Annotated in this window: 22 protein-coding genes and 1 pseudogene; 16 read left to right on the top strand and 7 right to left on the bottom strand. The window is 64.7% G+C overall.

The window, feature by feature from the left end; translation table 11 throughout:
• Window positions 1-57 precede the first annotated feature (57 nt).
• The 4 genes from MXAZACID_RS04550 to MXAZACID_RS04535 form a co-directional block, all read right to left on the bottom strand.
• Window positions 58-606, bottom strand: coding sequence for a YceI family protein (locus MXAZACID_RS04550; protein ID WP_008492934.1), 549 nt, complete (start codon window positions 604-606; stop codon window positions 58-60).
• Window positions 606-1,172, bottom strand: coding sequence for a cytochrome b (locus MXAZACID_RS04545; protein WP_008492933.1), 567 nt, complete (start codon window positions 1,170-1,172; stop codon window positions 606-608). Before MXAZACID_RS04545 ends, MXAZACID_RS04550 begins: the two co-directional genes overlap by 1 nt.
• A gap of 1 nt (window position 1,173) precedes the next feature.
• Entirely contained in the window at window positions 1,174-1,776 is a 603-nt protein-coding gene (locus tag MXAZACID_RS04540; protein ID WP_008492932.1) for a YceI family protein, read from the bottom strand.
• An 82-nt stretch (window positions 1,777-1,858) separates the two neighbouring features.
• Window positions 1,859-2,464 carry an FMN-dependent NADH-azoreductase gene (locus MXAZACID_RS04535; RefSeq protein WP_008492931.1) on the bottom strand — a complete coding sequence of 202 codons (606 nt, stop codon included), beginning with the start codon at window positions 2,462-2,464 and terminating at the stop codon, window positions 1,859-1,861.
• 122 nt (window positions 2,465-2,586) lie between these two features.
• Here MXAZACID_RS04535 and MXAZACID_RS04530 point away from each other — a divergent pair, with 122 nt between their 5' ends.
• Complete coding sequence (locus tag MXAZACID_RS04530) at window positions 2,587-3,516, top strand: LysR family transcriptional regulator (protein WP_008492930.1); 930 nt, start codon at window positions 2,587-2,589, stop codon at window positions 3,514-3,516.
• Window positions 3,513-3,758 (top strand): Lrp/AsnC ligand binding domain-containing protein, encoded by a 246-nt coding sequence (locus tag MXAZACID_RS04525; protein ID WP_008492929.1) that lies wholly within the window; start codon window positions 3,513-3,515, stop codon window positions 3,756-3,758. The genes MXAZACID_RS04530 and MXAZACID_RS04525 overlap by 4 nt, the downstream gene beginning before the upstream one ends.
• A gap of 131 nt (window positions 3,759-3,889) precedes the next feature.
• On the opposite strand, the gene MXAZACID_RS04520 is transcribed toward MXAZACID_RS04525, so the two are convergent.
• Window positions 3,890-4,315: a heme-binding protein gene (locus MXAZACID_RS04520; RefSeq protein WP_008492928.1), complete on the bottom strand. Its 426-nt coding sequence runs from the start codon at window positions 4,313-4,315 to the stop codon at window positions 3,890-3,892.
• Window positions 4,316-4,318: 3 nt separating this feature from the next.
• On the bottom strand, window positions 4,319-4,879 hold the full coding sequence (locus tag MXAZACID_RS04515; RefSeq protein WP_008492927.1) for an HNH endonuclease: 561 nt from the start codon (window positions 4,877-4,879) through the stop codon (window positions 4,319-4,321).
• 200 nt (window positions 4,880-5,079) lie between these two features.
• Here MXAZACID_RS04515 and gluQRS point away from each other — a divergent pair, with 200 nt between their 5' ends.
• From gluQRS to MXAZACID_RS04470, 9 genes are all read left to right on the top strand, one after another.
• Window positions 5,080-5,889, top strand: coding sequence for a tRNA glutamyl-Q(34) synthetase GluQRS (gene gluQRS / locus MXAZACID_RS04510; protein WP_008492925.1), 810 nt, complete (start codon window positions 5,080-5,082; stop codon window positions 5,887-5,889).
• Entirely contained in the window at window positions 5,886-6,839 is a 954-nt protein-coding gene (locus MXAZACID_RS17660) for a CPBP family intramembrane glutamic endopeptidase (protein WP_008492924.1), read from the top strand. The genes gluQRS and MXAZACID_RS17660 overlap by 4 nt, the downstream gene beginning before the upstream one ends.
• Window positions 6,840-6,914: 75 nt before the next feature.
• A complete protein-coding gene (locus MXAZACID_RS04500) occupies window positions 6,915-7,163 on the top strand; it encodes a twin-arginine translocase TatA/TatE family subunit (protein ID WP_008492923.1) in 249 nt (82 codons plus the stop codon).
• A 1-nt stretch (window position 7,164) separates the two neighbouring features.
• Window positions 7,165-7,761 (top strand): methylthioribulose 1-phosphate dehydratase, encoded by a 597-nt coding sequence (locus tag MXAZACID_RS04495; protein WP_008492922.1) that lies wholly within the window; start codon window positions 7,165-7,167, stop codon window positions 7,759-7,761.
• Entirely contained in the window at window positions 7,758-8,297 is a 540-nt protein-coding gene (locus MXAZACID_RS04490; protein WP_008492921.1) for an acireductone dioxygenase, read from the top strand. The genes MXAZACID_RS04495 and MXAZACID_RS04490 overlap by 4 nt, the downstream gene beginning before the upstream one ends.
• Window positions 8,294-8,953 carry an acireductone synthase gene (gene mtnC, locus MXAZACID_RS04485; protein WP_008492919.1) on the top strand — a complete coding sequence of 220 codons (660 nt, stop codon included), beginning with the start codon at window positions 8,294-8,296 and terminating at the stop codon, window positions 8,951-8,953. The genes MXAZACID_RS04490 and mtnC overlap by 4 nt, the downstream gene beginning before the upstream one ends.
• On the top strand, window positions 8,919-10,466 hold the full coding sequence (gene lnt / locus MXAZACID_RS04480; RefSeq protein WP_008492917.1) for an apolipoprotein N-acyltransferase: 1,548 nt from the start codon (window positions 8,919-8,921) through the stop codon (window positions 10,464-10,466). Before mtnC ends, lnt begins: the two co-directional genes overlap by 35 nt.
• Before the next feature lie 211 nt (window positions 10,467-10,677).
• Window positions 10,678-11,157: a helix-turn-helix domain-containing protein gene (locus MXAZACID_RS04475; RefSeq protein WP_039884732.1), complete on the top strand. Its 480-nt coding sequence runs from the start codon at window positions 10,678-10,680 to the stop codon at window positions 11,155-11,157.
• 125 nt (window positions 11,158-11,282) lie between these two features.
• Window positions 11,283-12,641 (top strand): glutamine synthetase family protein, encoded by a 1,359-nt coding sequence (locus MXAZACID_RS04470; RefSeq protein ID WP_008492915.1) that lies wholly within the window; start codon window positions 11,283-11,285, stop codon window positions 12,639-12,641.
• Between the two features lie 10 nt (window positions 12,642-12,651).
• Here MXAZACID_RS04470 and MXAZACID_RS04465 read toward each other — a convergent pair whose 3' ends face one another.
• Window positions 12,652-13,143, bottom strand: a complete 492-nt coding sequence (locus MXAZACID_RS04465) for a GNAT family N-acetyltransferase (RefSeq protein ID WP_008492914.1) — start codon at window positions 13,141-13,143, stop codon at window positions 12,652-12,654.
• Between the two features lie 253 nt (window positions 13,144-13,396).
• On the opposite strand from MXAZACID_RS04465, the gene MXAZACID_RS20025 reads away from it, so the two are divergent.
• The 5 genes and pseudogenes from MXAZACID_RS20025 to MXAZACID_RS19160 form a co-directional block, all read left to right on the top strand.
• A complete protein-coding gene (locus tag MXAZACID_RS20025; protein ID WP_240376526.1) occupies window positions 13,397-14,860 on the top strand; it encodes an ABC transporter transmembrane domain-containing protein in 1,464 nt (487 codons plus the stop codon).
• On the top strand, window positions 14,742-15,677 hold the full coding sequence (locus MXAZACID_RS20020) for a peptidase domain-containing ABC transporter (protein WP_371137075.1): 936 nt from the start codon (window positions 14,742-14,744) through the stop codon (window positions 15,675-15,677). The genes MXAZACID_RS20025 and MXAZACID_RS20020 overlap by 119 nt, the downstream gene beginning before the upstream one ends.
• The gene (locus MXAZACID_RS04455; protein WP_083878469.1) at window positions 15,649-17,067 is read left to right on the top strand and encodes an HlyD family type I secretion periplasmic adaptor subunit; all 1,419 of its coding nucleotides are present in this window, start codon (window positions 15,649-15,651) and stop codon (window positions 17,065-17,067) included. The genes MXAZACID_RS20020 and MXAZACID_RS04455 overlap by 29 nt, the downstream gene beginning before the upstream one ends.
• A gap of 3 nt (window positions 17,068-17,070) precedes the next feature.
• The gene (locus MXAZACID_RS04450) at window positions 17,071-18,852 is read left to right on the top strand and encodes a tetratricopeptide repeat protein (protein ID WP_008492912.1); all 1,782 of its coding nucleotides are present in this window, start codon (window positions 17,071-17,073) and stop codon (window positions 18,850-18,852) included.
• A 13-nt stretch (window positions 18,853-18,865) separates the two neighbouring features.
• Window positions 18,866-19,547, top strand: a pseudogene (locus MXAZACID_RS19160) (hypothetical protein); the annotation flags it as partial.

Genomic DNA, 19,547 nt, shown 5'->3' with positions numbered 1-19,547 from the left:
ACGTTACGTACGTAACGTAACGAACGACACACACTTTTGCGCCCTTAAGTCAGATTCTTAGGAGGTCGCCGTCAGCGTGAACGCGACATCCACCTTCAGCCCGACATAATCGCCGCTGCTCCAGGCCCCCTGCCCCACGCCGAAATCCGTGCGGGTGAGCGTGATCTTGCCCTTCGCCACCGCCTTGCTGCCGGTGACTTCGAGCGTGAACGGCAGCGACACCGGCTTCTTCACGCCGCGAATCGTCAGCGTGCCATTGGCCATGAATTTGTCACCGCCCTGCGGGGTGAAACCGGTGGCATCGAAAGTCGCCTGCGGGAAGGCGCTGACATCGAACCAGTCCGAGCCCGGCATCGCCTGGTCGCGCTGGGCATCGCCGGATTTGGCGCTGGCCAGGGCGATGGTGAGATGCACATGCGCCTCCTGCGGCTTTGCTGGGTCGTAAGAGATCTGCCCGCCCCAGCTGCCGAAGCTGCCGGTGAAGGAGGCGCCGGTTTCGGTGCCGGTGAAGGTGAGGCTGGAGGCGGCGGGCTGGATGCTCCAATCCGCCGCCAGAGCCGGGGAGCCGGCCAGCAGGAAGCCGGCCAGGAGAAGTGAGGGTTTCATCAGGCGCTCCGGGAGAAGGGCAGCATGCGGGCCAGCACGCCGTCGCGTTTGAAAAATTGATGACGGATCACCGCCAGCAGATGCACCCCGATCGCCGCCAGGATGATGTAGGCGCTCCAGGCATGCAGCGTGCCGGCGCGGTGCTCGCCGAGCTGGCTCACCCAGCCCGCCGGCACGGGAAGCACGGGCCAGGGGATGGTTTTGTACAGAACCGTCGGGATATGCAGCGGCGAGAGCGAGGCGACCAGCCAGCCGCTGAGCGGAATTTCCAGCATCAGCAGATAGAGCAGATGGTGCGTGCCATGCGCGGCCTTGACCTCCAGCTTGGTCATCGAGCCGGGTAAGGCGGGCGGTTTGTGACCGATGCGCCAGAGAACCCGCAAAATCACCGCCGCCAGAATGGTGATGCCGATGGATTTATGCAGCTGGAACAGCATGAATTTGGTGCCGATGGGAAAGCCCCAATGCACCATCGCCAGCCCCATCGCGATCTGGAACAGCATCCCCAGCGCGATCACCCAATGCAGGGTGATCGCAACCAGATCATAGCGCGACCGCGCGGCCATATTACTTCTGAACGAAGGCGGCGCTGATGGTGATGGCGACATTGTCGCCGATCAGCGGCAGGTAGGTTTTCTGGTTGAAGTCTGAGCGCTTCAGCGAGCCGGAGAGGTTGAAGCCGATCGTATATTGCTTGCTCAGCGGGTTGATGCCGCCGGCATTGAACTTCGCCCTGAGGGTCAGCGGCTTGGTGACGCCATGGAAGGTGAACTCACCGGTGACCAGAGCGGTATCCTTGCCGGTGCGCACGATCTTCTCGGACTTGAATTCGATGGTCGGGTACTTCGCCGCATCGAACCATTCGGGGGATTTCAGCTCGCCATCCAGCGTGGTGTTGGTGGTGGTGACGCTGTCGGTCGGCACGGTGATGTCGAAGCTGGAGGCGGAGAGCTTCTTCGGGTCCAGCGTGAGGGTGCCGGCGGCGTTGGTGAAATCGCCGTACCAGGTGGTGAAGCCCATATGGTCCACCGCGAACAGGATGCGGGTATGGGTGGGCTCGACGCTGTAGGTGCCGGCCTTCACGTCCGCCGGGTTCGGGTTGGGGGCGGTCTGCGCCATGGCGAAGGCGGGCAGAGCGAGAGCAGCAAGCGCGATAACCTGGGTCTTCATGAGAACTCCCTGCGAAACACAATGAATAATGGCAAAAGTTTTTGGGGGTTTGGGGGCTTTTTTTCAAAAAGCCCCCAAGATTTTACAGTTTGGCGATCTCGGCCTCGGCCTTCGCCATCGACGGGGCGCGGTTATCAGGCAGCGCCAGGCCTTCGGCGCGCACGAACACAATGTCGGTGAGGCCGATGAAATTCAGCAGCGCGGTCAGGTGGCTCTCCTGATGCTCCAGCGCCGCCGCCGGGTTGCCCGGGGTGTAGAGCCCGCCACGGGTGGAGGCGATGATGACCTTCTTGCCCGCCGGGACGAGCCCGACCGGCACGCCGCCATCGCCATATTTGAAGCTCTTGCCGGCGACCAGCAGGCGGTCGATCAGCGCCTTCAGCTGGCTGGGGATGCCGAAATTATACATCGGCGCGCCGATGACGATGATATCGGCGGCGAACAGCTCGTCCATCGCGGCGGCGCCACGGGCGATGTCGGCCAAAGTGGCCTCGTCGGTGGGCGGGTGGCCGAACATGGCGCCGACATGGGCCGGAGAGAGATGACCCAGCGGGGTGGCGGCGACGTCCAGATACGAGATCTCGAGGCCGGGATGCTTCGCTTTTTCGCGCGCCACGATCTCGGCGGTAAGCTTGCGGGAGGCGGAATTATCGCCGAGCACGCTGGAATCGATATGCCAAAGCTTCATGATGTCACTCCTGACTATGGCGCCGGTCTGCGGCGCGGTTCGGAGCCTTATTAAAGAGATGATTTTCGGCGCAGAAGCCTATATATAAAGATGGATACCATCTTATTTGCCGATAGGTTCGCATGATTGAGGGCGTGACATTCGACCAGTTGCGGATTTTCGCCGCCGCGGCGGAGGAGAAGAGCTTTTCCGCCGCGGGGCGCAGGCTGGGGCGGGCGCAATCCGTGGTCAGCCAGGCGATCGCCAATCTTGAGGAGCAGCTGGGGGTGGAGCTGTTCCGGCGCGAGGGACGCTATCCGGAACTCACACCGGGGGGCGAGCTGCTGCTGGCCGATGCGAAGGCGATGCTGGGCGGCATGGCGCTGATGAAATCCCGCGCCAGGGGCATGGCGGCGGGAATCGAATCGGAGCTGTCCGTGGCGGTGGATGTGATGTTCCCGATGTCCGTGCTCACCCGCACGGCGGAGGTGTTCGGCAAGCGCTTCCCCCTCACCCCGCTGCGGCTTTATGTCGAGGCGCTGGGCGGGGTGGCGAAGAATGTGCTGCAGCAGCAAAGCCAGATCGGCATCTTGTGCAACCTGCCGATCAGCATTTCCGGGCTGATGACCGAGCGGCTGCTGGCGGTGGAGATGGTAAACGTCGCCGCCCCCTCGCATCCGCTGGCGATGAAGAACGCCCCTTTGGGTGAATGCGAGGTGGCGCAGCATGTGCAGCTGGTGCTGACCGACCGCACGGAACTGACCGACGGGCAGGAATTCAGCGTGCATTCCAGGCGCAACTGGCGGCTGGCGGATCTGGGCGCGAAACATGCGTTTCTGCTCGCAGGTCTTGGCTGGGGCGGTATGCCGCTGGAGATGGTGCAGAACGATCTCGATGCCGGGCGCTTGCGGGAATTGCAATTGCAGGACATTCCAGCACGGGTGCAGATCAGCATGTCCGCCGCCTACCGGCAGGATGCGCCGCCGGGCCCGGCCGGGCGCTGGTTCATCGAGCAGCTGAAAAACTTCGCCGTGGAATCCCAGGGCGTGCAGGAATTGAAGGAATACGCATGAAAACGCTGATCGTGCAGATCAAATGCGAGCTGGGCCAGGCCTATGAGGTGGCGGCCTATATCATCGACAATGTGATCCCCTGCCATATCTACTCGATTTCCGGGCCATATGATCTGATGGCGATCATCAATCTGGAGGAGGACGAGGATCCGGGATTGTTCGTGAACAAACATCTGCACAAGGTGCCGGGGATTCGGGATACTTCGACGATGACCGCGTTCAACGCGTTTACGCCAGGATAACAGAAGTTTTTGGGGTGCAGCCCTTTTTTCAAAAAGGGCTGCAAAACGTTTGGGGCGTTGGCAACCTCGTTGCCAACGCCCCAAACGTTTTCGCCGCTTTTTTGTAAAAAAGCGGCACCAAAAAACTTTTGCTAACCGCCGTCCGCGTCCAGGCCAGCGCCGGAGATCCCGGCCACGGCGCAGGCCTCGTCATTGTCCGACGTGCAGCCGGAAATGCCCACCGCACCGATGATCGCCCCGTTCTGGCGGATCAACACCCCGCCTGGCACCGGCACCAGCGAACCGCCAATGGCGGCGGTGGCGGCGGCGATGAAATAAGGCTGCTGCTCGGCCCGCTTCATCAGCGCCCGCGAGCCCATGCCCAGCCCCAGCGCGCCTTGCGCCTTGCCCATCGCGATTTCGCCACGCTTCAGCGAGGTGCCATCCTGCGCCGCGAACGCCTTCTGCGCGCCGCGCGCATCCAGCACCACCACCGCCAGCGGCTTGGTCTCGATGCTCTTGGCATGGGCCAGCGCCCCCGCGATGATTTTCTGCGCGGTCTCCAGCGTCAACGCCATGGTCTATCCTTCCAGTTCCGAATCCCAATACAGATAATCGCGCCAGCTCTCATGCAGATAGTTGGGCGGAAAATGCCGCCCGCGCTCCTGCAGCTCATAGCCGGTGGGCCGGCGCGGCTCCTGTCGGGGGATCATATTGCACTCGCGCGGCATTTTCGAGCCCTTGCGCAGATTGCAGGGGCCGCAGGCGGTGACGACATTCTCCCAGCTGGTCCGCCCGCCGCGGGCGCGCGGGATCACATGGTCGAAGGTCAGCTCCTGGGTGGCGCGACGATCAAGGCAATATTGGCAGGAAAACCCGTCACGCAGGAACACGTTGAACCGCGTGAAGGCAGGCATGCGCGCCGAGGGAATGAAATCGCGCAAGGCGATCACGCTGGGCAGGCGCATGGAGAAGCTGGGCGATCTCACCTCTTGCTCATATTCCGACAGCACCGAAACCCGGTCCAGGAACACCGCTTTCACGGCATCCTGCCAGGTCCAGGTCGATAACGGAAAATAGGAAAGCGGACGGAAATCCGCATTGAGGACGAGGGCGGGAAAATGCAAACCGCCGTCGGGCATCAGTCTCGCCTATCCGGGCTGAGGCCGAAATCTTGGGGGGCAGATACGAAACGCTGCCACATATGGTAGGCCGTTCGAGTCATGTGGACTTTATGACAGGCGGCGCGATGGGCGGCAAGCATCGGGCTTGATTGTCGCCCATTTGTCATCTGCAAGGCCGGTTCGTGAAGCCAGGGCGGCGCGCTATATCAGGGGGCAATATGAGCATCATCTCCCGCTTCGCCCCCAGCCCCACCGGCTATCTGCATCTGGGCCACGCTTATTCCGCCTGGCTCGGGCGCAGCCGCGCGGCGCAGTGGTTTTTGCGGCTGGAGGATATCGACACCACGCGCTGCAAGGCAGAATTCGCCGATGCGATCAAAGAAGACCTGGCCTGGCTGGGGCTGCGCTGGGAGGGGGAGGTGCGACTCCAATCCGCGCATTTCGCCGATTATCGCGCGGCTTTGGAGGGGCTGGCGGGGCGCGGGCTGCTTTATCCGTGCTTTTGCAGCCGCGCGGAAATCGCCAAGGCGCAATCCGCTCCGCATGCGGCGGAAGGCATCTACCCAGGCACCTGCAAGCATCTGAGTGCCGCCGAACGCACGGCACGGATGGAGAACGGCGCGCCTTACGCGCTGCGGCTGGATACAATGCGCGCCTGCGCTGAGGCTGGGCCGTTGCGGTTCTTCGAGGAAGCGACCGGCTGGGTGGAGGCGCAGCCTCGCCGGCTGGGCGATGTGGTGCTGGCCCGCAAGGACACGCCAACCAGCTATCATCTCTGCGTGGTGCATGACGATGCGCTACAGGGGGTGACTCATGTGATCCGCGGCGAGGATCTGCGTGAGGCGACGCATATCCAGGTGCTGCTGCAAAAGCTGCTGGGCTATGAAACCCCGATCTACCATCACCATCGCCTGCTGCTGGGGCCGGACGGGCAAAGGCTGGCCAAGCGCGACAAGGCGCAGACGCTGCGCGCCTTGCGGGCGGAGGGCGTGCATCCGGACACGCTGCTGCACGGATTCGCGGCATGAGGCGGGCACTGGCAGCTCTCGGCTGGGCGGCGCTGTTCGCGGCCATTGGCGCGGTCTTATGTTTCGCGGCCGGGGATCTCGCCGCCGATCCCGGGCATTACCCCCTAAAAATGCAGCTTTATTTCCTCGGGCTGGGGGCGGCCGAGGGGCTGGCGCTGGGCCTGCTGGCGCTGTGCTTTGGCGGGCTGCCCGGCACAAGGGCCACGGGGCCTGCCTGGCTCGGGCCGCTACGTGCAATCTGGCTGCTGCTCCTGGCCGGGCTGGTGATGGGGCTGGCGACTTTGCTGCCGGTGCTGCTGCCGCTGGATGCCGGGCTGTTGCAAAGCCTGCATACCGGGCGGGTACATCTGCCGGATTTCCACAAGCCGCTGAGCCTGATGGAGATCGTCATTAGCGGCGAGCTGGCGGTGGCACTCTGGCTGGTGGGCGCGCTGCGCCGGCTGGGCCCGGCTCTGGCGCAGGATGGCAGCCCCGCTGGCCTCGCCTGGCGCCCGGCGCGCGGCCAGGATTATGCGCTGGCGCTGATCCTGGCCCTGGCGGTGATCCTGCTGGTGCTGGGGATTTTTCATCTGCTGCCACCGGATCCGGCGAAGCTGCAATCCCTGCCCTCGGCGCGGATGCTCTCCGGCCCGCTCTGGGCGCTGCCGGCCTTGCTGCTAGCCATCTGCGTGCTGGCGCCGATTGTCGAGGAGATTCTGTTTCGCGGCATTCTGTTCGCGGGGCTGGCCAGCCGGCTTGGCCCAGTTTGGGCGGCCTTGCTCTCCAGCCTGCTCTTCGCGGCCCTGCATGCGCCCGAAAAGCTGCATTACCCGCCGGGCTTCGTGGATGTGACGCTGCTAGCGCTGATCAATTGCGGCTTGCGGCTGCGGCTGGGCTCCATTCGCCCCGGCATCGCCTTGCACATCGCCTATAATACCGGCCTGTTGCTCGCCGCCCCGCTGTTACATTAGCCAATAATGGGGCATTTGGCAGGGGAAGGGGAATTCGGTACACTAACCGCCGATAGCGGTTTTGGAGTGTAGGTTATGGGTGGTTTAAGCATCTGGCATTGGCTGATTGTTCTCGTCGTTGCCCTCCTTCTGCTGGGCGGCCGCGGCCGGGTGAGTTCGATGATGGGTGACCTCGGCAAGGGCATCAAGAGCTTCAAGCAGAGCATGGCCGAGGAAGACAAGCCCGCTGAAAAGCCCGCGCCCGCGGCTGACGCGCGGATGAGCGAGCTGAACGCCCCGCTGCCGGAGCAGCAGGTCAAGACCACGACGACCCACCAGGGCTGACATGGTCCCATCTGAGGCGGCGTCGGCGCTGGCGGAGATCGGGCGCCGAATGGATGCGCGCGGCTGGGTTCCCGGCTCCGCCGGCAACCTGTCCTCGCGCCTGGACGGGCAGAGCATCGCCATTACCCGCAGCGGTGTCCATAAAGGCCGGCTGAAGCCGGATGAGGACATCATCGCGGTGGATTATGCCGGCAAGCCGCTGGTCTCCAACCAGAAGCCGAGTGCGGAGACGCTGCTGCATTGCCAGCTCTACCGGCTGTTCCCGCCCGTGGGCGCGGTACTGCACGGCCATTCCGTGGCCGCCACCGTGCTCTCCAAGGAGGGGCCGATCAGCTTCGCCAATTATGAGCTGCTGAAAGCCTTCGGCTTTCCTACCCATGAGCTGGAAATCACCCTGCCGGTTTATGAGAACGACCAGGATATCGGCCGGCTGGCGGCCTTGATCGAGCCCGATCTGATCGCGGAAACGCCGATCGGCTATGTGCTGGCCGGGCATGGCATCTATGCCTGGGGCAAAGATGTCGAGCATGCCTATTGGCGCCTGGAGGCGCTGGAATTCCTGCTGGCCTGTGAGCTGGAGCGGAGGAAGCTGAAATGAGCCGTCTGACCGTTTATGAAGACACCAACCCCGGCACGCCGGTGTTCGACAGCACCGATCCGGTGGCGGTCGCCGCCGAGCTGAAGACCATCGAGGTCGGGTTCGAGCGCTGGGAGAGCCCGGTGCAGCTTTCCGCCGAAGCCAGCTCGGATGAGATTCTGGAGGCTTACCGGCCTTATCTGGACACGCTGATGGGCGAGACCGGGGCGGGCTCGGCGGATGTGATCAAGCTCTCGCCGGATCATCCGCAGGCCGGCGCGCTGCGGGAGAAGTTCCTCTCCGAGCATACCCATAGCGAGCCGGAAATCCGGTTCTTCGTGGAGGGGGCCGGGCATTTCGTGCTACACGCCAATGGCCGCGTCTATGACGCGCTCTGCGAAAAGGGCGATCTGATCTTCGTGCCCACCGGCATCAAGCATTGGTTCGATGCCGGGCCGGCGCCGAGCTTTACCGCCTTGCGGGTGTTTACCGACCCGTCCGGCTGGGTGGCGCAATTCACCGGGGATGAGATTTCCAAGCGGTTTCCGGTCGCGTGATTCTCTCGGTCATCACGGATATCGAGGGCACCACGACGCCGATCAGCTTCGTGCATCGGGTGCTGTTTCCTTATGCGCGGGCGCGGATGGCGGATTTCCTGGCCGCCCATCCGGAACACCCGGCGCTGGCCGAGGTGGCGGAGCCGAAGCTGGAGACGCTGCTGGGCTGGATGGACCGGGATGAGAAGATCACCGCGCTGAAGAGCATTCAGGGCGAGATCTGGGCCGAGGGCTACGCCAAGGGCGAGCTGACCGGGGAGATTTACGCGGACGTGCCCCCTGCCTTGCGCCGCTGGATGCGCGCCGGCTTGCGGCTTTACGTCTATTCCTCGGGCTCCGTGGCCGCCCAGAAGCTGCTGTTCCGCCATACGCCGGAGGGAGACCTCACGCCTCTGTTTCAGTCTTATTTCGATACGACCGTCGGGCCAAAGCGCGAATCGGGCAGCTATCAGGCCATCGCCCGGGCGATCGGCGGGGCGCCGGAGGAGGCGTTGTTTCTCTCGGATGTCGAAGCCGAGTTGGACGCGGCGGCGGCGGCGGGGCTGGCGACCTGCCAGCTGGTGCGCCCGCAGGATGAGACCAGGCCCAGCGCCAAACATAAAAACGCGGTGGATTTCAAAGATGTCGCAGAATTTTACCACCTCCCCCGCGGATAAGCGGCCGGTCGCCCTCTTCCGCGCGCTGTCTGAGCGCCTGCAGAAAGCCCCGCTCGCGCGGGCTTTTTTGTGGGGGCTCGCCGCCGCCCTGGCGCTGCCGCCGGTGCATCTGCTTCCGGTTCTGCTGTTTTCCGTGCCGGCCTTGCTGCGGCTGGTGGACCAGGCGCCGAACTTAAAACGCGCGGCGCTGACCGGCTGGTGCTACGGCTTCGGCCTGGCGCTCGCCGGGCTGTACTGGATCACCGAGCCCATCCTCACCGAGGCGCAGACCTTCTGGTGGCTGGTGCCGCTCGCCGCCCCGGCGCTGGCCTTTGCGGTGGCGTTCTACACCATCCCGCCAGTGCTGGCGGCGCGGCTGGTACGGCCGGGGCTGGGCCGGGTGCTGGTCTTCACCGGGGTCTGGGGGCTCTCCAACCTCGCCCAGCAATTCCTCTTCACCGGCTTTCCCTGGAATTTCTGGGGCACGGATTGGGCGATTCCTGGCACGCTCGGCAATATCTTCCTGCAGCCGGCAAGCCTGTTCGGAGTTTACGGGCTGACGCTGCTCACCGTCTTCCTGGCCGCGATGCCGCTCTTCGGCCGCAAGGGGCTGGCGGCGCTGGTGGCGGTGCTGGCCCTTTGGGCCGGCTATGGCTGGGTGCGGCTGGCCACCCCCGAGGGCCAGACCGACACGAAAGTCGCCCTGCTGCAGCCGGATTTTCCGGAGCCGCCGGATTTCTCCCGCCCGGCTTTGCTCGCCAACTGGCAGCGCCTGCTGGCGATGAGCCAGGCCGGGATCAAGGCCGGGGCGACCACGGTGATCTGGCCCGAAGCCGCCAGCCCCTGGCTGCTGCAGAGCGACGATAATGCCCGCGCCCAGCTTGCCGCCGTCACCGGCACCACCCCGATCATCGCCGGCAGCCTGCGAGTCGCCGGGCCGAAGGATTACCGCAACTCCTTGATCGTCACGGACGGGCCACAACCACCGCTTGCCGTCTATGATAAATGGAAGCTGGTGCCGTTCGGCGAATATATGCCGCATTGGATTCCGCTGAAGATCATCCCCAGCCTGCTCGAAGGCGGCTTCACCCCCGGCAGCGGCCCGGAAACCATCGCCGACATCCCCGGCCTGCCGGCTTTCGCGCCGATCATCTGCTATGAGGCGATCTTCAGCGGCCAGATTATCGACGAGGCGCACCGCCCCTCCTGGATCGTCAACATCACCGACGATGCCTGGTTCGGCGATTCGGCCGGGCCGCGCCAGCATTTCGCCGATGTCCGTTTGCGCGCCGTGGAAGAGGGATTACCGCTGGTGCGCGCTGCAAATTCCGGGATTTCGGCGGTCATCGATCCGTTCGGACGGGTGACCGCCTTATTGCCGCTGGATGCGCAGGGCGTGCTCGTCGCGCCGCTGCCGGCCGCCCAACCCGCGACTCTCTATGCGCGCTGGGGGCTTGAAATCCCCTTGATGCTATCATTGGCCCTGCTCATCGCCGGTCTCGCCATAGGATACACCAAAAAGTTGCAAAATTGATAGGGTTATAAATGTTGTGTCTATTTAATAATTCAATTTGATGAGTTTTGTATTGATTTTGCGGTTAACGCCTGTTAACTTAACTTAGGCTAGTATATCCTGGCCTTTTTGTTATTCTATGTGCCGTTCACGTGGCGCACGCGCGCGTCGACTGGAACGGTCAAATCTTAATTCGACGTAATCGCGTCGGATGCTGGAGAGTAAGACATTTATGGCTGAAGAGAACGCTGAGCGTCCGGAACGTGAAAGCCGTCCCAGTCCCATCGACGTGCATGTCGGGTCGCGGATTCGTCTCCGCCGGACTTTGCTGGGCATGTCCCAGGAACGCCTCGGCGATGCGCTGGGGCTGACTTTCCAGCAGGTGCAGAAATATGAGCGCGGCATGAACCGCGTTGGCGCCTCGCGCCTGTTCGATATTTCGCGGATCCTGGATGTCCCCATCTCCTATTTCTTCGATGATATGCCCGAGGGCATGGCCGAGAGCCCGGTTTCCGGCCCGCGCGGCCGCACCTATGGCTTCGCCGAGCAGCAGGAGCCGTTCAGCGTCGGCATCGATGATCAGCTCACCAAGCGCGAAACGCTGGAGCTGGTGCGGGCCTATTACCGCATCCCCGACGCCCCGATGCGCAAGCGGATCTTCGATCTGATCAAGTCCCTGGCGCCGGCGGACGCCAGCTTCGAAGAGAATTGATCGAGCGCGTTGAAAAAGGCCCCGCAAGGGGCCTTTTTCATGCCCCTGCCCTTCGCCGCCCAGCCTATGAAGCCGCCAACAAGCGCGTATAATCAAAGGCCAAGCAACAAGACGAGGTGCGGGACATGGCCGATACACAATTGACCCTGCCAGAGCTGCGGGCGCTGGCCGAACGCGGCGCGTTGGATGTGGTGATCATGGCCATCCCGGACATGCAAGGCCGCCTGCAAGGCAAGCGGGTGATGCCGCGCCATTTCCTGGAAATGGTGGCGCAGGGCGAGGCGGAAGGCTGCGCCTATCTGCTGGCCACCGACATCGAATGCCAGCCGATCGAGGGCTATGCGATCAATAACTGGGAAAAAGGCTTCGGGGATTTCGTCTTCCGGCCGGACCTCGCGACGCTGCGCCTGGCCCCCTGGCAGGAGGGGGCGGCGATCGTGCTGTGCGATATCGAGCTGCCCGGCCATCAGCCGGCCGCGGTGGCGCCGCGCACCATCCTGAAGCGCCAGTTGGAGCGGCTGCGCGGCCATGATCTGTTCGCTTATGCCGCCACCGAACTGGAATTCATCCTGTTCAAGGACAGCTATGAGGCCGCGTGGGACAAGGGCTATCGCGGCCTCACCCCGGCCAACCAGTATAATAACGACTATTCCATCCTCGGCACCGCCCGGGTGGAGCCGCTGCTGCGGCGCATCCGCAATGCCATGGAGGCGGCGGGTATCCAGGTCGAGACCTCGAAGGGCGAGTGCAATCTCGGCCAGCACGAGATCAATTTCCGCTACGGCCCGGCGCTGGAATGCTGCGACAAGCACGTGATCTACAAGGAAGCGGCCAAGGAGATCGCGGCGCAGGAAGGGCAGGCCCTGACCTTCATGGCCAAATATAATGAGCGCGAGGGCAATAGCTGCCATGCCCATCTCTCGCTGCGCAACGCGGCGGGCGAGGCTGTGTTTCTGGATGCCGAGCAGCACGGCCCGTCGCGGCTGTTCCGGCAATTCATCGCCGGGCTGCTGCGCCATGCCGAGGAGACGACCTTATTCTACGCCCCCAACATCAACTCCTATAAGCGCTATGTCGCCAGCAGCTTCGCGCCGACGGCCCTGGCCTGGGGCATGGATAACCGCACCTGCGCCTTCCGGGTGGTGGGGCATGGGCCGGGCCTGCGGGTGGAAAACCGGCTGCCGGGCGGGGATGTGAACCCGTATTTGGCGCTGGCCGGGATGATCGCCGCGGGGCTCGCCGGGATCGAAGGGGATTACGCGCCGGTGGCGCCCTTCACCGGCAACGCCTATCAGGCGGCATTACCCCGGGTGCCAGCCAGCCTGGGCGACGCGGCGCTGCATTTCGCCTCCAGCGCCTTCGCCCACGCCGCCTTCGGCGCCGAGGTGGTCTCCCACTACGCCAATATGGCCAAGGTGGAGCTGGACGCCTTCAACGCCGCAATCACCGATTGGGAAAAATTCCGCTCTTTCGAGCGGATGTAAGCCGGGCGCTTCAGAGCGCCTTCTGCATGATCACCACGTCCAGCCAGCGCTCCAGCTTGAAGCCGACCTTGCGCATCGTGCCGGCATGCTGGAAGCCCAGGCTGGCATGCACGCCGATCGAGGCGGTGTTCTCCGAATCCCCGATCAGCGAGACCATCTGCTTATAGCCCGCCGCCTGCGCCGCTTCGACCAGCCCGAGCACCAGCGCCTTGCCGACCCCCTGGCCGCGCACATCCTCGCGCACATACACGCTGTCCTCGACCGTATGCTTATAGGCCGGGCGGGTACGGAACGGGCCGTAATAGCCATAGCCCAGGATTTTCGGCCCGTCCTCGGCCACCAGCCAGGCATAGCCGGCTGCCTGATTGGCCTCGAATCGCTGGCTCAACTCCTCCAGAGAGGGCGGCACATCCTCGAAAGAGCCAGTGCCGTGCAGCACATGATAGGCGTAGATCGCCTGCATCTGCGCCAAATCGTCGGTGGTCGCGGGTCTGATTTTCATGGGCCTGCCTGTCATTTGCGCTTCTGGGTAATGCAACCCGCCCGGCGATGGCAAATCCCGAGCTGACCGAAAACCAACAATCATTTCATGAAGTTTACAAAATTTTATATTTTTGTGTATTTTATGAATTGGTTATCTTTCGCTGGCCCGCTGTCTTACCGTTGTGCTCCGCGCCGTTTTCCGGGCATAAAGCGGGTGCGTCACGGTGCCTAGCGCCGCCGGATGCTGCCGCATGAGTGAGGGTTGAGACCATATGAATGACACGCCGCGCAACCCGGGATTGGGCGCCGACGAGCCGAGAGGTCCCGCCAATCCCGACATGGCGGCCCTCAGCGATGCCAAGCTGCAGCTGAACCAGGCTGGCGAGGCGCGGATGGCGGCGGTGCTGAACGTCGCCCGCTTCCATGGCGTCGAAATGGATCTGGACGGGCTGCGCCTGCGCGGCAGCGAGGCCGCACCGCCGCCGCCGGAGCTGGTGGTCTGGCTGAAGGAGGCCGGGCTGTGGGCGCGTGGCGTGCAGATGAATTTCCGCCAGATCATGAATATGGAGTCACCCTCCCCCATCATCCTGCTGCTGGATGATGGCGGCGCCGCCTTGCTGGTGGGGCGCGACCGGGGACGCGGCGTGCTGGTGCTGCGTGACCCGCGCCAGCCGACCTCCGCCGCCCCGGTGCTGGTGGATGAGCTGCGGCTGAAGCAGGTCTGGAGCGGCGCCACCTTGCTGATCCGCTCCAGCCGCCATGGCGCGCTCGAGGAACAGCCTTTCAATCTCGGCATGATCGCGCGGATCGTCTGGGGCGATGCGAAGATCCTGCGCGATATCGCCATCACCTCGGTGACGCTGACCGTGCTCAGCCTGGTGCCGATCCTGGTGGTGATGCGCATCATCGGCGTGGTCATCCAGTTCCACAGCACGCAGACACTCAATCTCGTCATCATCCTGATGCTGGTCGCGGTGCTGTTCGAGGCGATGATGACCTGGAGCCGCAAGATGATGGAGGTGGTGCTCGCGGCGAAGCTGGACGCGAAGCTCAACCTGATGATCTTCGACCGGCTGGTGGCGCTGCCGATCGAATTTTTCGAACGCGAGCAGGCCGGGCAGATTTCCTACAAGATCAGCCAGGTCAACCGGGTGCGGGACTTCCTCACCGGCAAGCTGATGAACGCCTTCATCGACGTGTTCATGCTGATCCTGCTGCTGCCGATCCTGTTCTATATGAGCGCGCCGCTGGCCTGGACCATCCTGATCGCCGCCGCCCTGATCGCGGCGATCATCGCCGTGTTCCTGCGCCCGATCGGCATCCTGATCGGCAAGGTGATCGCGGCGGAATCGGCCAAGGGCTCGATCCTGATCGAAACCGTGTTCGGCATCCGCACCGTCAAGGCGCTGGCGCTGGAGAATACCCCGCGCCACGCAATGGGATGCCAGCGTCGCCGAGGTGGCGGAGCTGAATGTCGAGCAGGCGCGCATGGCCAACTGGCCGGCGGTGCTGACCATGCCGCTGCAGCGTTATTGCAGCTATGGCGTCATTCTGGTCGGCGCCTTCATCGTGCTGCACACCCAGAACTCGATCGACAGCGCCAGCCTGTTCGGCTTCATGCTGCTGGGCGGCCGCGTCGCCGGCCCGTTGGTCAGCCTCGCCGGCCTGCTGGACGAGGTGCATCAGGCCCGCGCCTCGATCGATCAGGTCGGCCATGTGCTGAACCGGCCAAATGAGCGCCAGGCGCTGACCACGGGGCTGCGGCCGCGCTTCGAGGGCGCGATCGAGTTCCGGGACGTGACCTTCCGCTATGAAGGGGCCAAGACCCCGGCGCTGGACAAGATGAATTTCAAGATCCCCGCCGGCACCATGCTGGGGCTGGTCGGGCGCTCGGGCTCGGGCAAATCCACCATCACCCGGCTGCTGCAGGGCATCAACCGCGACTATGTCGGTTCCATCCGCATCGACGGCACCGATATGCGCGAGATCAATCTGCGCCATATCCGCAAGAATTTCGGCATGGTGCTGCAGGATAACTTCCTGTTTCGCGGCACGGTGCGGGATAATATCATCGCCGGGCGGCCGGGCCTGTCCTTCGAGGATGCGGTGCGCGCCGCGCGCCTGGCCGGGGCCGAGGAGTTCATCGAGCGTCTGCCCAATGGCTATGACACCTTCATCCAGGAAGGCTCGCCCAACCTCTCCGGCGGGCAGAAGCAGCGCCTGGCCATCGCCCGCGCGCTGATCTCCGACCCGCGCGTGCTGATCCTGGACGAAGCCACCTCGGCGCTCGACCCGGAAAGCGAGGCGCTGGTGAATGCCAATATCCAGCGCATCGCCGCCGGGCGGACGATGGTCATCGTCTCCCACCGCCTCTCCTCGCTGCTGGATTGCGACCTGATCATGGTGCTCGATCAGGGCAAGACCATGGATATCGGGCCGCATAAGGAGCTGGTCCAGCGTTGCGCCATCTATCGCCATCTCTGGTTCCAGCAGAACCGCCACCTTGCGCCTGAAGGGTTCGACGATGAATCGTCTCAGCCAGCTATTGTCTAAATCCCCCCGGCGCGCGCTGGCGACCACCGGCGCGGAAGACACGCTGCCGATGGCGGCGCTGGAATTCCAGTCCCCGACCGCCGCCGTCATCGCCACACCGCTGCCGCCGCTGGCGCGCTCGACCGGCTATACGATCACCGCTCTGGTGGCGATCGTGCTGCTGATCGCCGCCGTGTTCAAGGTGGACCGGCTGGTGACCGCCACCGGCATCCTGAACGCCACCACGCCGGATATCAGCGTGCAGGCCTTCAGCGCCGCCTCGATCGTGCGCGACATCAATGTCCGCCCGGGCGACCTCGTCTATAAGGGCCAGGTTCTGGCCTCGCTGGACCCGACCTACGCGACAGCGGACTATGATTCCCTCACCCAGCAGGAGCAGAACTACGCCGCCCAGGTGGCGCAGCTGAAGGCGCAGGAAGAGGACAAGCCCTATGTGCCGGATCCCAACAACCCGTCCTCGGCGCTGATGCTGCAGACCTATAACCAGCAGATGGGCCAGTATCATTATACGCTGGAGAATTACGACCAGCAGATCAACCAGCTGAAAACCCAGATCACCGGCTACCAGCAGCAGGCGGATTATTATGCCCAGCGCCTGAAGATCGCCACCAATGTCGAGGCGATGCGCAAGAAGCTGCAGCAGATGCAGGTCGGCAGCCAGCTCGATTCAGAGGCCGCGACCGATGAACGGGTGAATGTCCAGGCGCAGCTCTCACAGGCCCAGTCCCAGGCGCAGGCGGATGAGCGCCAGCTCGCCGCGGTGCAGGCCCAGCGCGACAGCTTCGCGCAGGAGTTCCGGGCGAAAATCTCGACCGATCTCGCCACCGCGCTGAATAATCTCGCCCAGTCCCAGCAGGAGCTGGCGAAGGCGAAGCTCAACCATGCGCTGCTGGTGCTGCAGGCGCCGCAGGATGCGATCGTGCAGAGCGTGGCCCCGGTTTCCGTCGGCTCCGTGCTGCAGGCCGGCCAGCAGCTGATGCAGCTGGCGCCGATCAACGCCCCCTTCATCGTCGAGGCCGATATTCCCGCCGATGAATCCGGCTTCGTGCGGGTGGGCGACAAGGTGACCATCAAGTTCAACACGCTGGATTCCACCCGCTATGGCAGCGCCGTGGGCACCGTGCAGTCGGTCAGCCCGGAGAGCATCAACCCGCAGAACCAGGAAAATGCCGTGACCATGGGCGCGCCGCTGCCCACCGCGCCGCATACGCTGTATTACAAGGCGCAGATCTCCTTGGATGTGATGAACCTGCATAATGTGCCGCCCGGCTTCCGGCTGGTGCCGGGGATGCCGCTGGAGGCGGATATCGTCGTCGGCAAGCATTCCATCCTCTCTTATTTCCTCTCGCAGATGGCGCCTGTCGCCTATCAGAGCTTGCACGAGCCCTGAGCCATGGCGGTGAAATTCTCCCTTGCCGACAAGCTGGCGGCGCGCAATCCGCAAAAGGCCCTGGCCCGCGCCCGCGAGCTGGCGGCCCAGGGCGCGCATGAGCGGGCCTTCCCGCTCTTCGCCACCGCCGCCGAGGCCGGGCTGGCGGACGCGGCGCGGGAGCTTGGCTTTTATTACCTGAATGGTGCCGCCACCGGCTTTCGCAGCGCCAAGGAGGCGGCGCGCTGGCTGCTGCTGGCCGCCCAGGCGGGGGATGCCAAGGCGCAGGCGGAGCTGGGCAATCTCTACGCCCATGGGCTCTACCGCGATGATGACAGCCAGGCCCTGTTCGCCCCCCAGGACCAAGGCGCCGACACGCCCGAGCAGACCGCGCCGGACCTTCAGGCGGCTCTGAAATGGCTGACCCTTGCCGCCGAGGCCGGGGAAGCCAATGCGCAGACCCAGCTAGGCTATCTCTATTCGCGCGGCCCGGCTGAGGTGCAGAATATCGAGCAGGCCAAGCATTGGTATGGCCGCGCCGCCGCCGCTGGCCTGCCGCACGGCCATCTCGGGCTGGGCACCATCCTGCTGCTGGAAGCCGATGACGACGAGAAAACCTTTGCCGCCGTCGCGCATATCCGCAAGGCGGCCGAGGCGGATCTGGCCACCGGGCATTTCTATCTCGGGCTGATCCATGAGCGCGCCATCGGCGTGCATGCGGATCTCGAACAGGCCGCCAGGCATTACAAGCTGGCGGCGGAGAAGGGCATCCGCGATGCCCAGCACCGCTATGGCATCATGCTGTATCAGGGCCAGGTGATCGCGCAGAACAAGGTGGAGGGCGAAACCTGGCTGCGCCGCGCCGCCCTGGCCGGCGATGCCGAGGCGGCGATGCGCGTCGGCGAGATCTACGCCAAGGGCGATGACGGGTTTCCGCCGAATTATGCCGAGGCCGCCAACTGGTTCCGGGTGGCCGCCGAGGGCGGGCATCGCGGGGCGGCGCGCACGCTCGGGCTGCTCAACCTCACCGGCATCGGCGCCGTGCCGCGCAACCCGGACGAGGCGGCGAAATGGCTGCGTCTGGCCGCCGAGCAGGGCGATCAGCGCGCCCAGACGGATCTGGCCAGCATGGTGGTCAAGCGTCAGGTCAATCCGCGCGTCGCGGAGATTCCGCCGGTGCAGGACTGGTTCGCCAAGGCAGCCGAATCCGGCGATCCGATCGGCGCCTATAATTTCGCGGTCTGCCTGGCCGAAGGGGTCGGCGTGGCGCGCGATGACGCGGCGGCGGCGCATTGGTTCCGCAAGGCGGCGGACAATGTCGTCAATGCCCAGTATCGCTATGGCCGCATCCTCGCCGAAGGGCGCGGGGTGGAGCAGAATCTGGAGGAGGCGCGGTTCTGGCTGCAGAAGGCCGCCGATTTCAATCTGCTGCCGGCCTTGCTGGATCTCGCCATGCTGCATCTGCAAGGCCTCGGCGGCCCGCGCGACGATGAGGCGGCGCGGGTGCTGTTTGAGCGCGCCAGCGAACAGGAGAGCGCGGAGGCGATGTTCTCGCTCGGCGCGCTCTATGGCGGCGGCCATCAGATCGAGACCGATCGCGCCAAATCCCTCGCCTGGTACCGCCAGGCGGCGCAGCGCCAGCATCCCCGCGCGGCCTTGATGCTCGGCCTGTATCTGCGCGATGGCATCGCCACCGCGCCCGATCTCGAAGCCGCACGGCAATGCTTCAGCTTCGCCGCCGAGGCGGGGCTGGACGAGGCCAAGGCCGCGCTCGCTGGCCTGCCACCGGCGGCAGCGGCGGAATGAGCCGCATCCGCGCTTGAGCAAAACGCCCGGCACGGCAGACCCCAGCACCGCCACCGCCGCCTATCTACGGGCGCAGCGTCCGGGCGAGGATGCGCTGTTCTGGCTGCAGCGCGCCAAGCGGCTGGCGCCGAAAGACCCCAGGATCGATCTCGAACTGGCGCAGCGCGAGCTGGCGGCCGGGCCGGACGGTGCGAAGCGGGCGGCGGCGCGTTTCGCCGAGATCGCGGCCAAGCATGACAGCGCCACCGCCTGGATTGGCCTGGCCATCGCCGCGCAGATCCAGGGCGATGCCGCCGCCGCCGCCCGCGCCGCCGAGGAGCTGTTGGCCCGTCATTGTCTGGGGGAGGATCCGCAGCTGCCGGCGTTCCTGCAGCATATCAGCCTGAATGCCGGCTATGGCGGGTTTCAGGGAATGGATGCGCAAGGGACACGCATCCAGCACGGCCAGCCGCCCTTTCTGGGGGCGCCACCTGACGAGGCGGTGCTGAACCGGATCGAAGGGGTGGTGGAGGCGCATCGCGGCGGGCTGCGCGGCTGGGCGGTGCGCCCGGCCGCACCGGACCAGAAGCCGCGCCTCATCGTTACTGGCGGCAATGGCGCCCGGCTCAGCCTCACCTGCGGCGCGGCGCTGCAGGCGGACGACGCCACGCCGCTGCTGCCGCGCTACCGGTTTAGCCTCACCGCCCGGCGCCTCG

Source organism: Acidocella sp. MX-AZ02, assembly GCF_000306035.1.
GTDB classification, from domain to species: domain Bacteria; phylum Pseudomonadota; class Alphaproteobacteria; order Acetobacterales; family Acetobacteraceae; genus Acidocella; species Acidocella facilis.
The sequence above is the reverse complement of the archived record's forward strand: the minus strand, read 5'-3'. Positions and strand labels throughout refer to the sequence as shown.

Coding starts and splice junctions, on each gene's coding strand:
- MXAZACID_RS04550 (WP_008492934.1), bottom strand. CDS start 606: ATGAAACCCTCACTTCTCCTGGCCGGCTTCCTGCTGGCCGGCTCCCCG.
- MXAZACID_RS04545 (WP_008492933.1), bottom strand. CDS start 1,172: ATGGCCGCGCGGTCGCGCTATGATCTGGTTGCGATCACCCTGCATTGG.
- MXAZACID_RS04540 (WP_008492932.1), bottom strand. CDS start 1,776: ATGAAGACCCAGGTTATCGCGCTTGCTGCTCTCGCTCTGCCCGCCTTC.
- MXAZACID_RS04535 (WP_008492931.1), bottom strand. CDS start 2,464: ATGAAGCTTTGGCATATCGATTCCAGCGTGCTCGGCGATAATTCCGCC.
- MXAZACID_RS04530 (WP_008492930.1), top strand. CDS start 2,587: ATGATTGAGGGCGTGACATTCGACCAGTTGCGGATTTTCGCCGCCGCG.
- MXAZACID_RS04525 (WP_008492929.1), top strand. CDS start 3,513: ATGAAAACGCTGATCGTGCAGATCAAATGCGAGCTGGGCCAGGCCTAT.
- MXAZACID_RS04520 (WP_008492928.1), bottom strand. CDS start 4,315: ATGGCGTTGACGCTGGAGACCGCGCAGAAAATCATCGCGGGGGCGCTG.
- MXAZACID_RS04515 (WP_008492927.1), bottom strand. CDS start 4,879: ATGCCCGACGGCGGTTTGCATTTTCCCGCCCTCGTCCTCAATGCGGAT.
- gluQRS (WP_008492925.1), top strand. CDS start 5,080: ATGAGCATCATCTCCCGCTTCGCCCCCAGCCCCACCGGCTATCTGCAT.
- MXAZACID_RS17660 (WP_008492924.1), top strand. CDS start 5,886: ATGAGGCGGGCACTGGCAGCTCTCGGCTGGGCGGCGCTGTTCGCGGCC.
- MXAZACID_RS04500 (WP_008492923.1), top strand. CDS start 6,915: ATGGGTGGTTTAAGCATCTGGCATTGGCTGATTGTTCTCGTCGTTGCC.
- MXAZACID_RS04495 (WP_008492922.1), top strand. CDS start 7,165: ATGGTCCCATCTGAGGCGGCGTCGGCGCTGGCGGAGATCGGGCGCCGA.
- MXAZACID_RS04490 (WP_008492921.1), top strand. CDS start 7,758: ATGAGCCGTCTGACCGTTTATGAAGACACCAACCCCGGCACGCCGGTG.
- lnt (WP_008492917.1), top strand. CDS start 8,919: ATGTCGCAGAATTTTACCACCTCCCCCGCGGATAAGCGGCCGGTCGCC.
- MXAZACID_RS04475 (WP_039884732.1), top strand. CDS start 10,678: ATGGCTGAAGAGAACGCTGAGCGTCCGGAACGTGAAAGCCGTCCCAGT.
- MXAZACID_RS04470 (WP_008492915.1), top strand. CDS start 11,283: ATGGCCGATACACAATTGACCCTGCCAGAGCTGCGGGCGCTGGCCGAA.
- MXAZACID_RS04465 (WP_008492914.1), bottom strand. CDS start 13,143: ATGAAAATCAGACCCGCGACCACCGACGATTTGGCGCAGATGCAGGCG.
- MXAZACID_RS20025 (WP_240376526.1), top strand. CDS start 13,397: ATGAATGACACGCCGCGCAACCCGGGATTGGGCGCCGACGAGCCGAGA.
- MXAZACID_RS20020 (WP_371137075.1), top strand. CDS start 14,742: ATGCTGCTGGGCGGCCGCGTCGCCGGCCCGTTGGTCAGCCTCGCCGGC.
- MXAZACID_RS04455 (WP_083878469.1), top strand. CDS start 15,649: ATGAATCGTCTCAGCCAGCTATTGTCTAAATCCCCCCGGCGCGCGCTG.
- MXAZACID_RS04450 (WP_008492912.1), top strand. CDS start 17,071: ATGGCGGTGAAATTCTCCCTTGCCGACAAGCTGGCGGCGCGCAATCCG.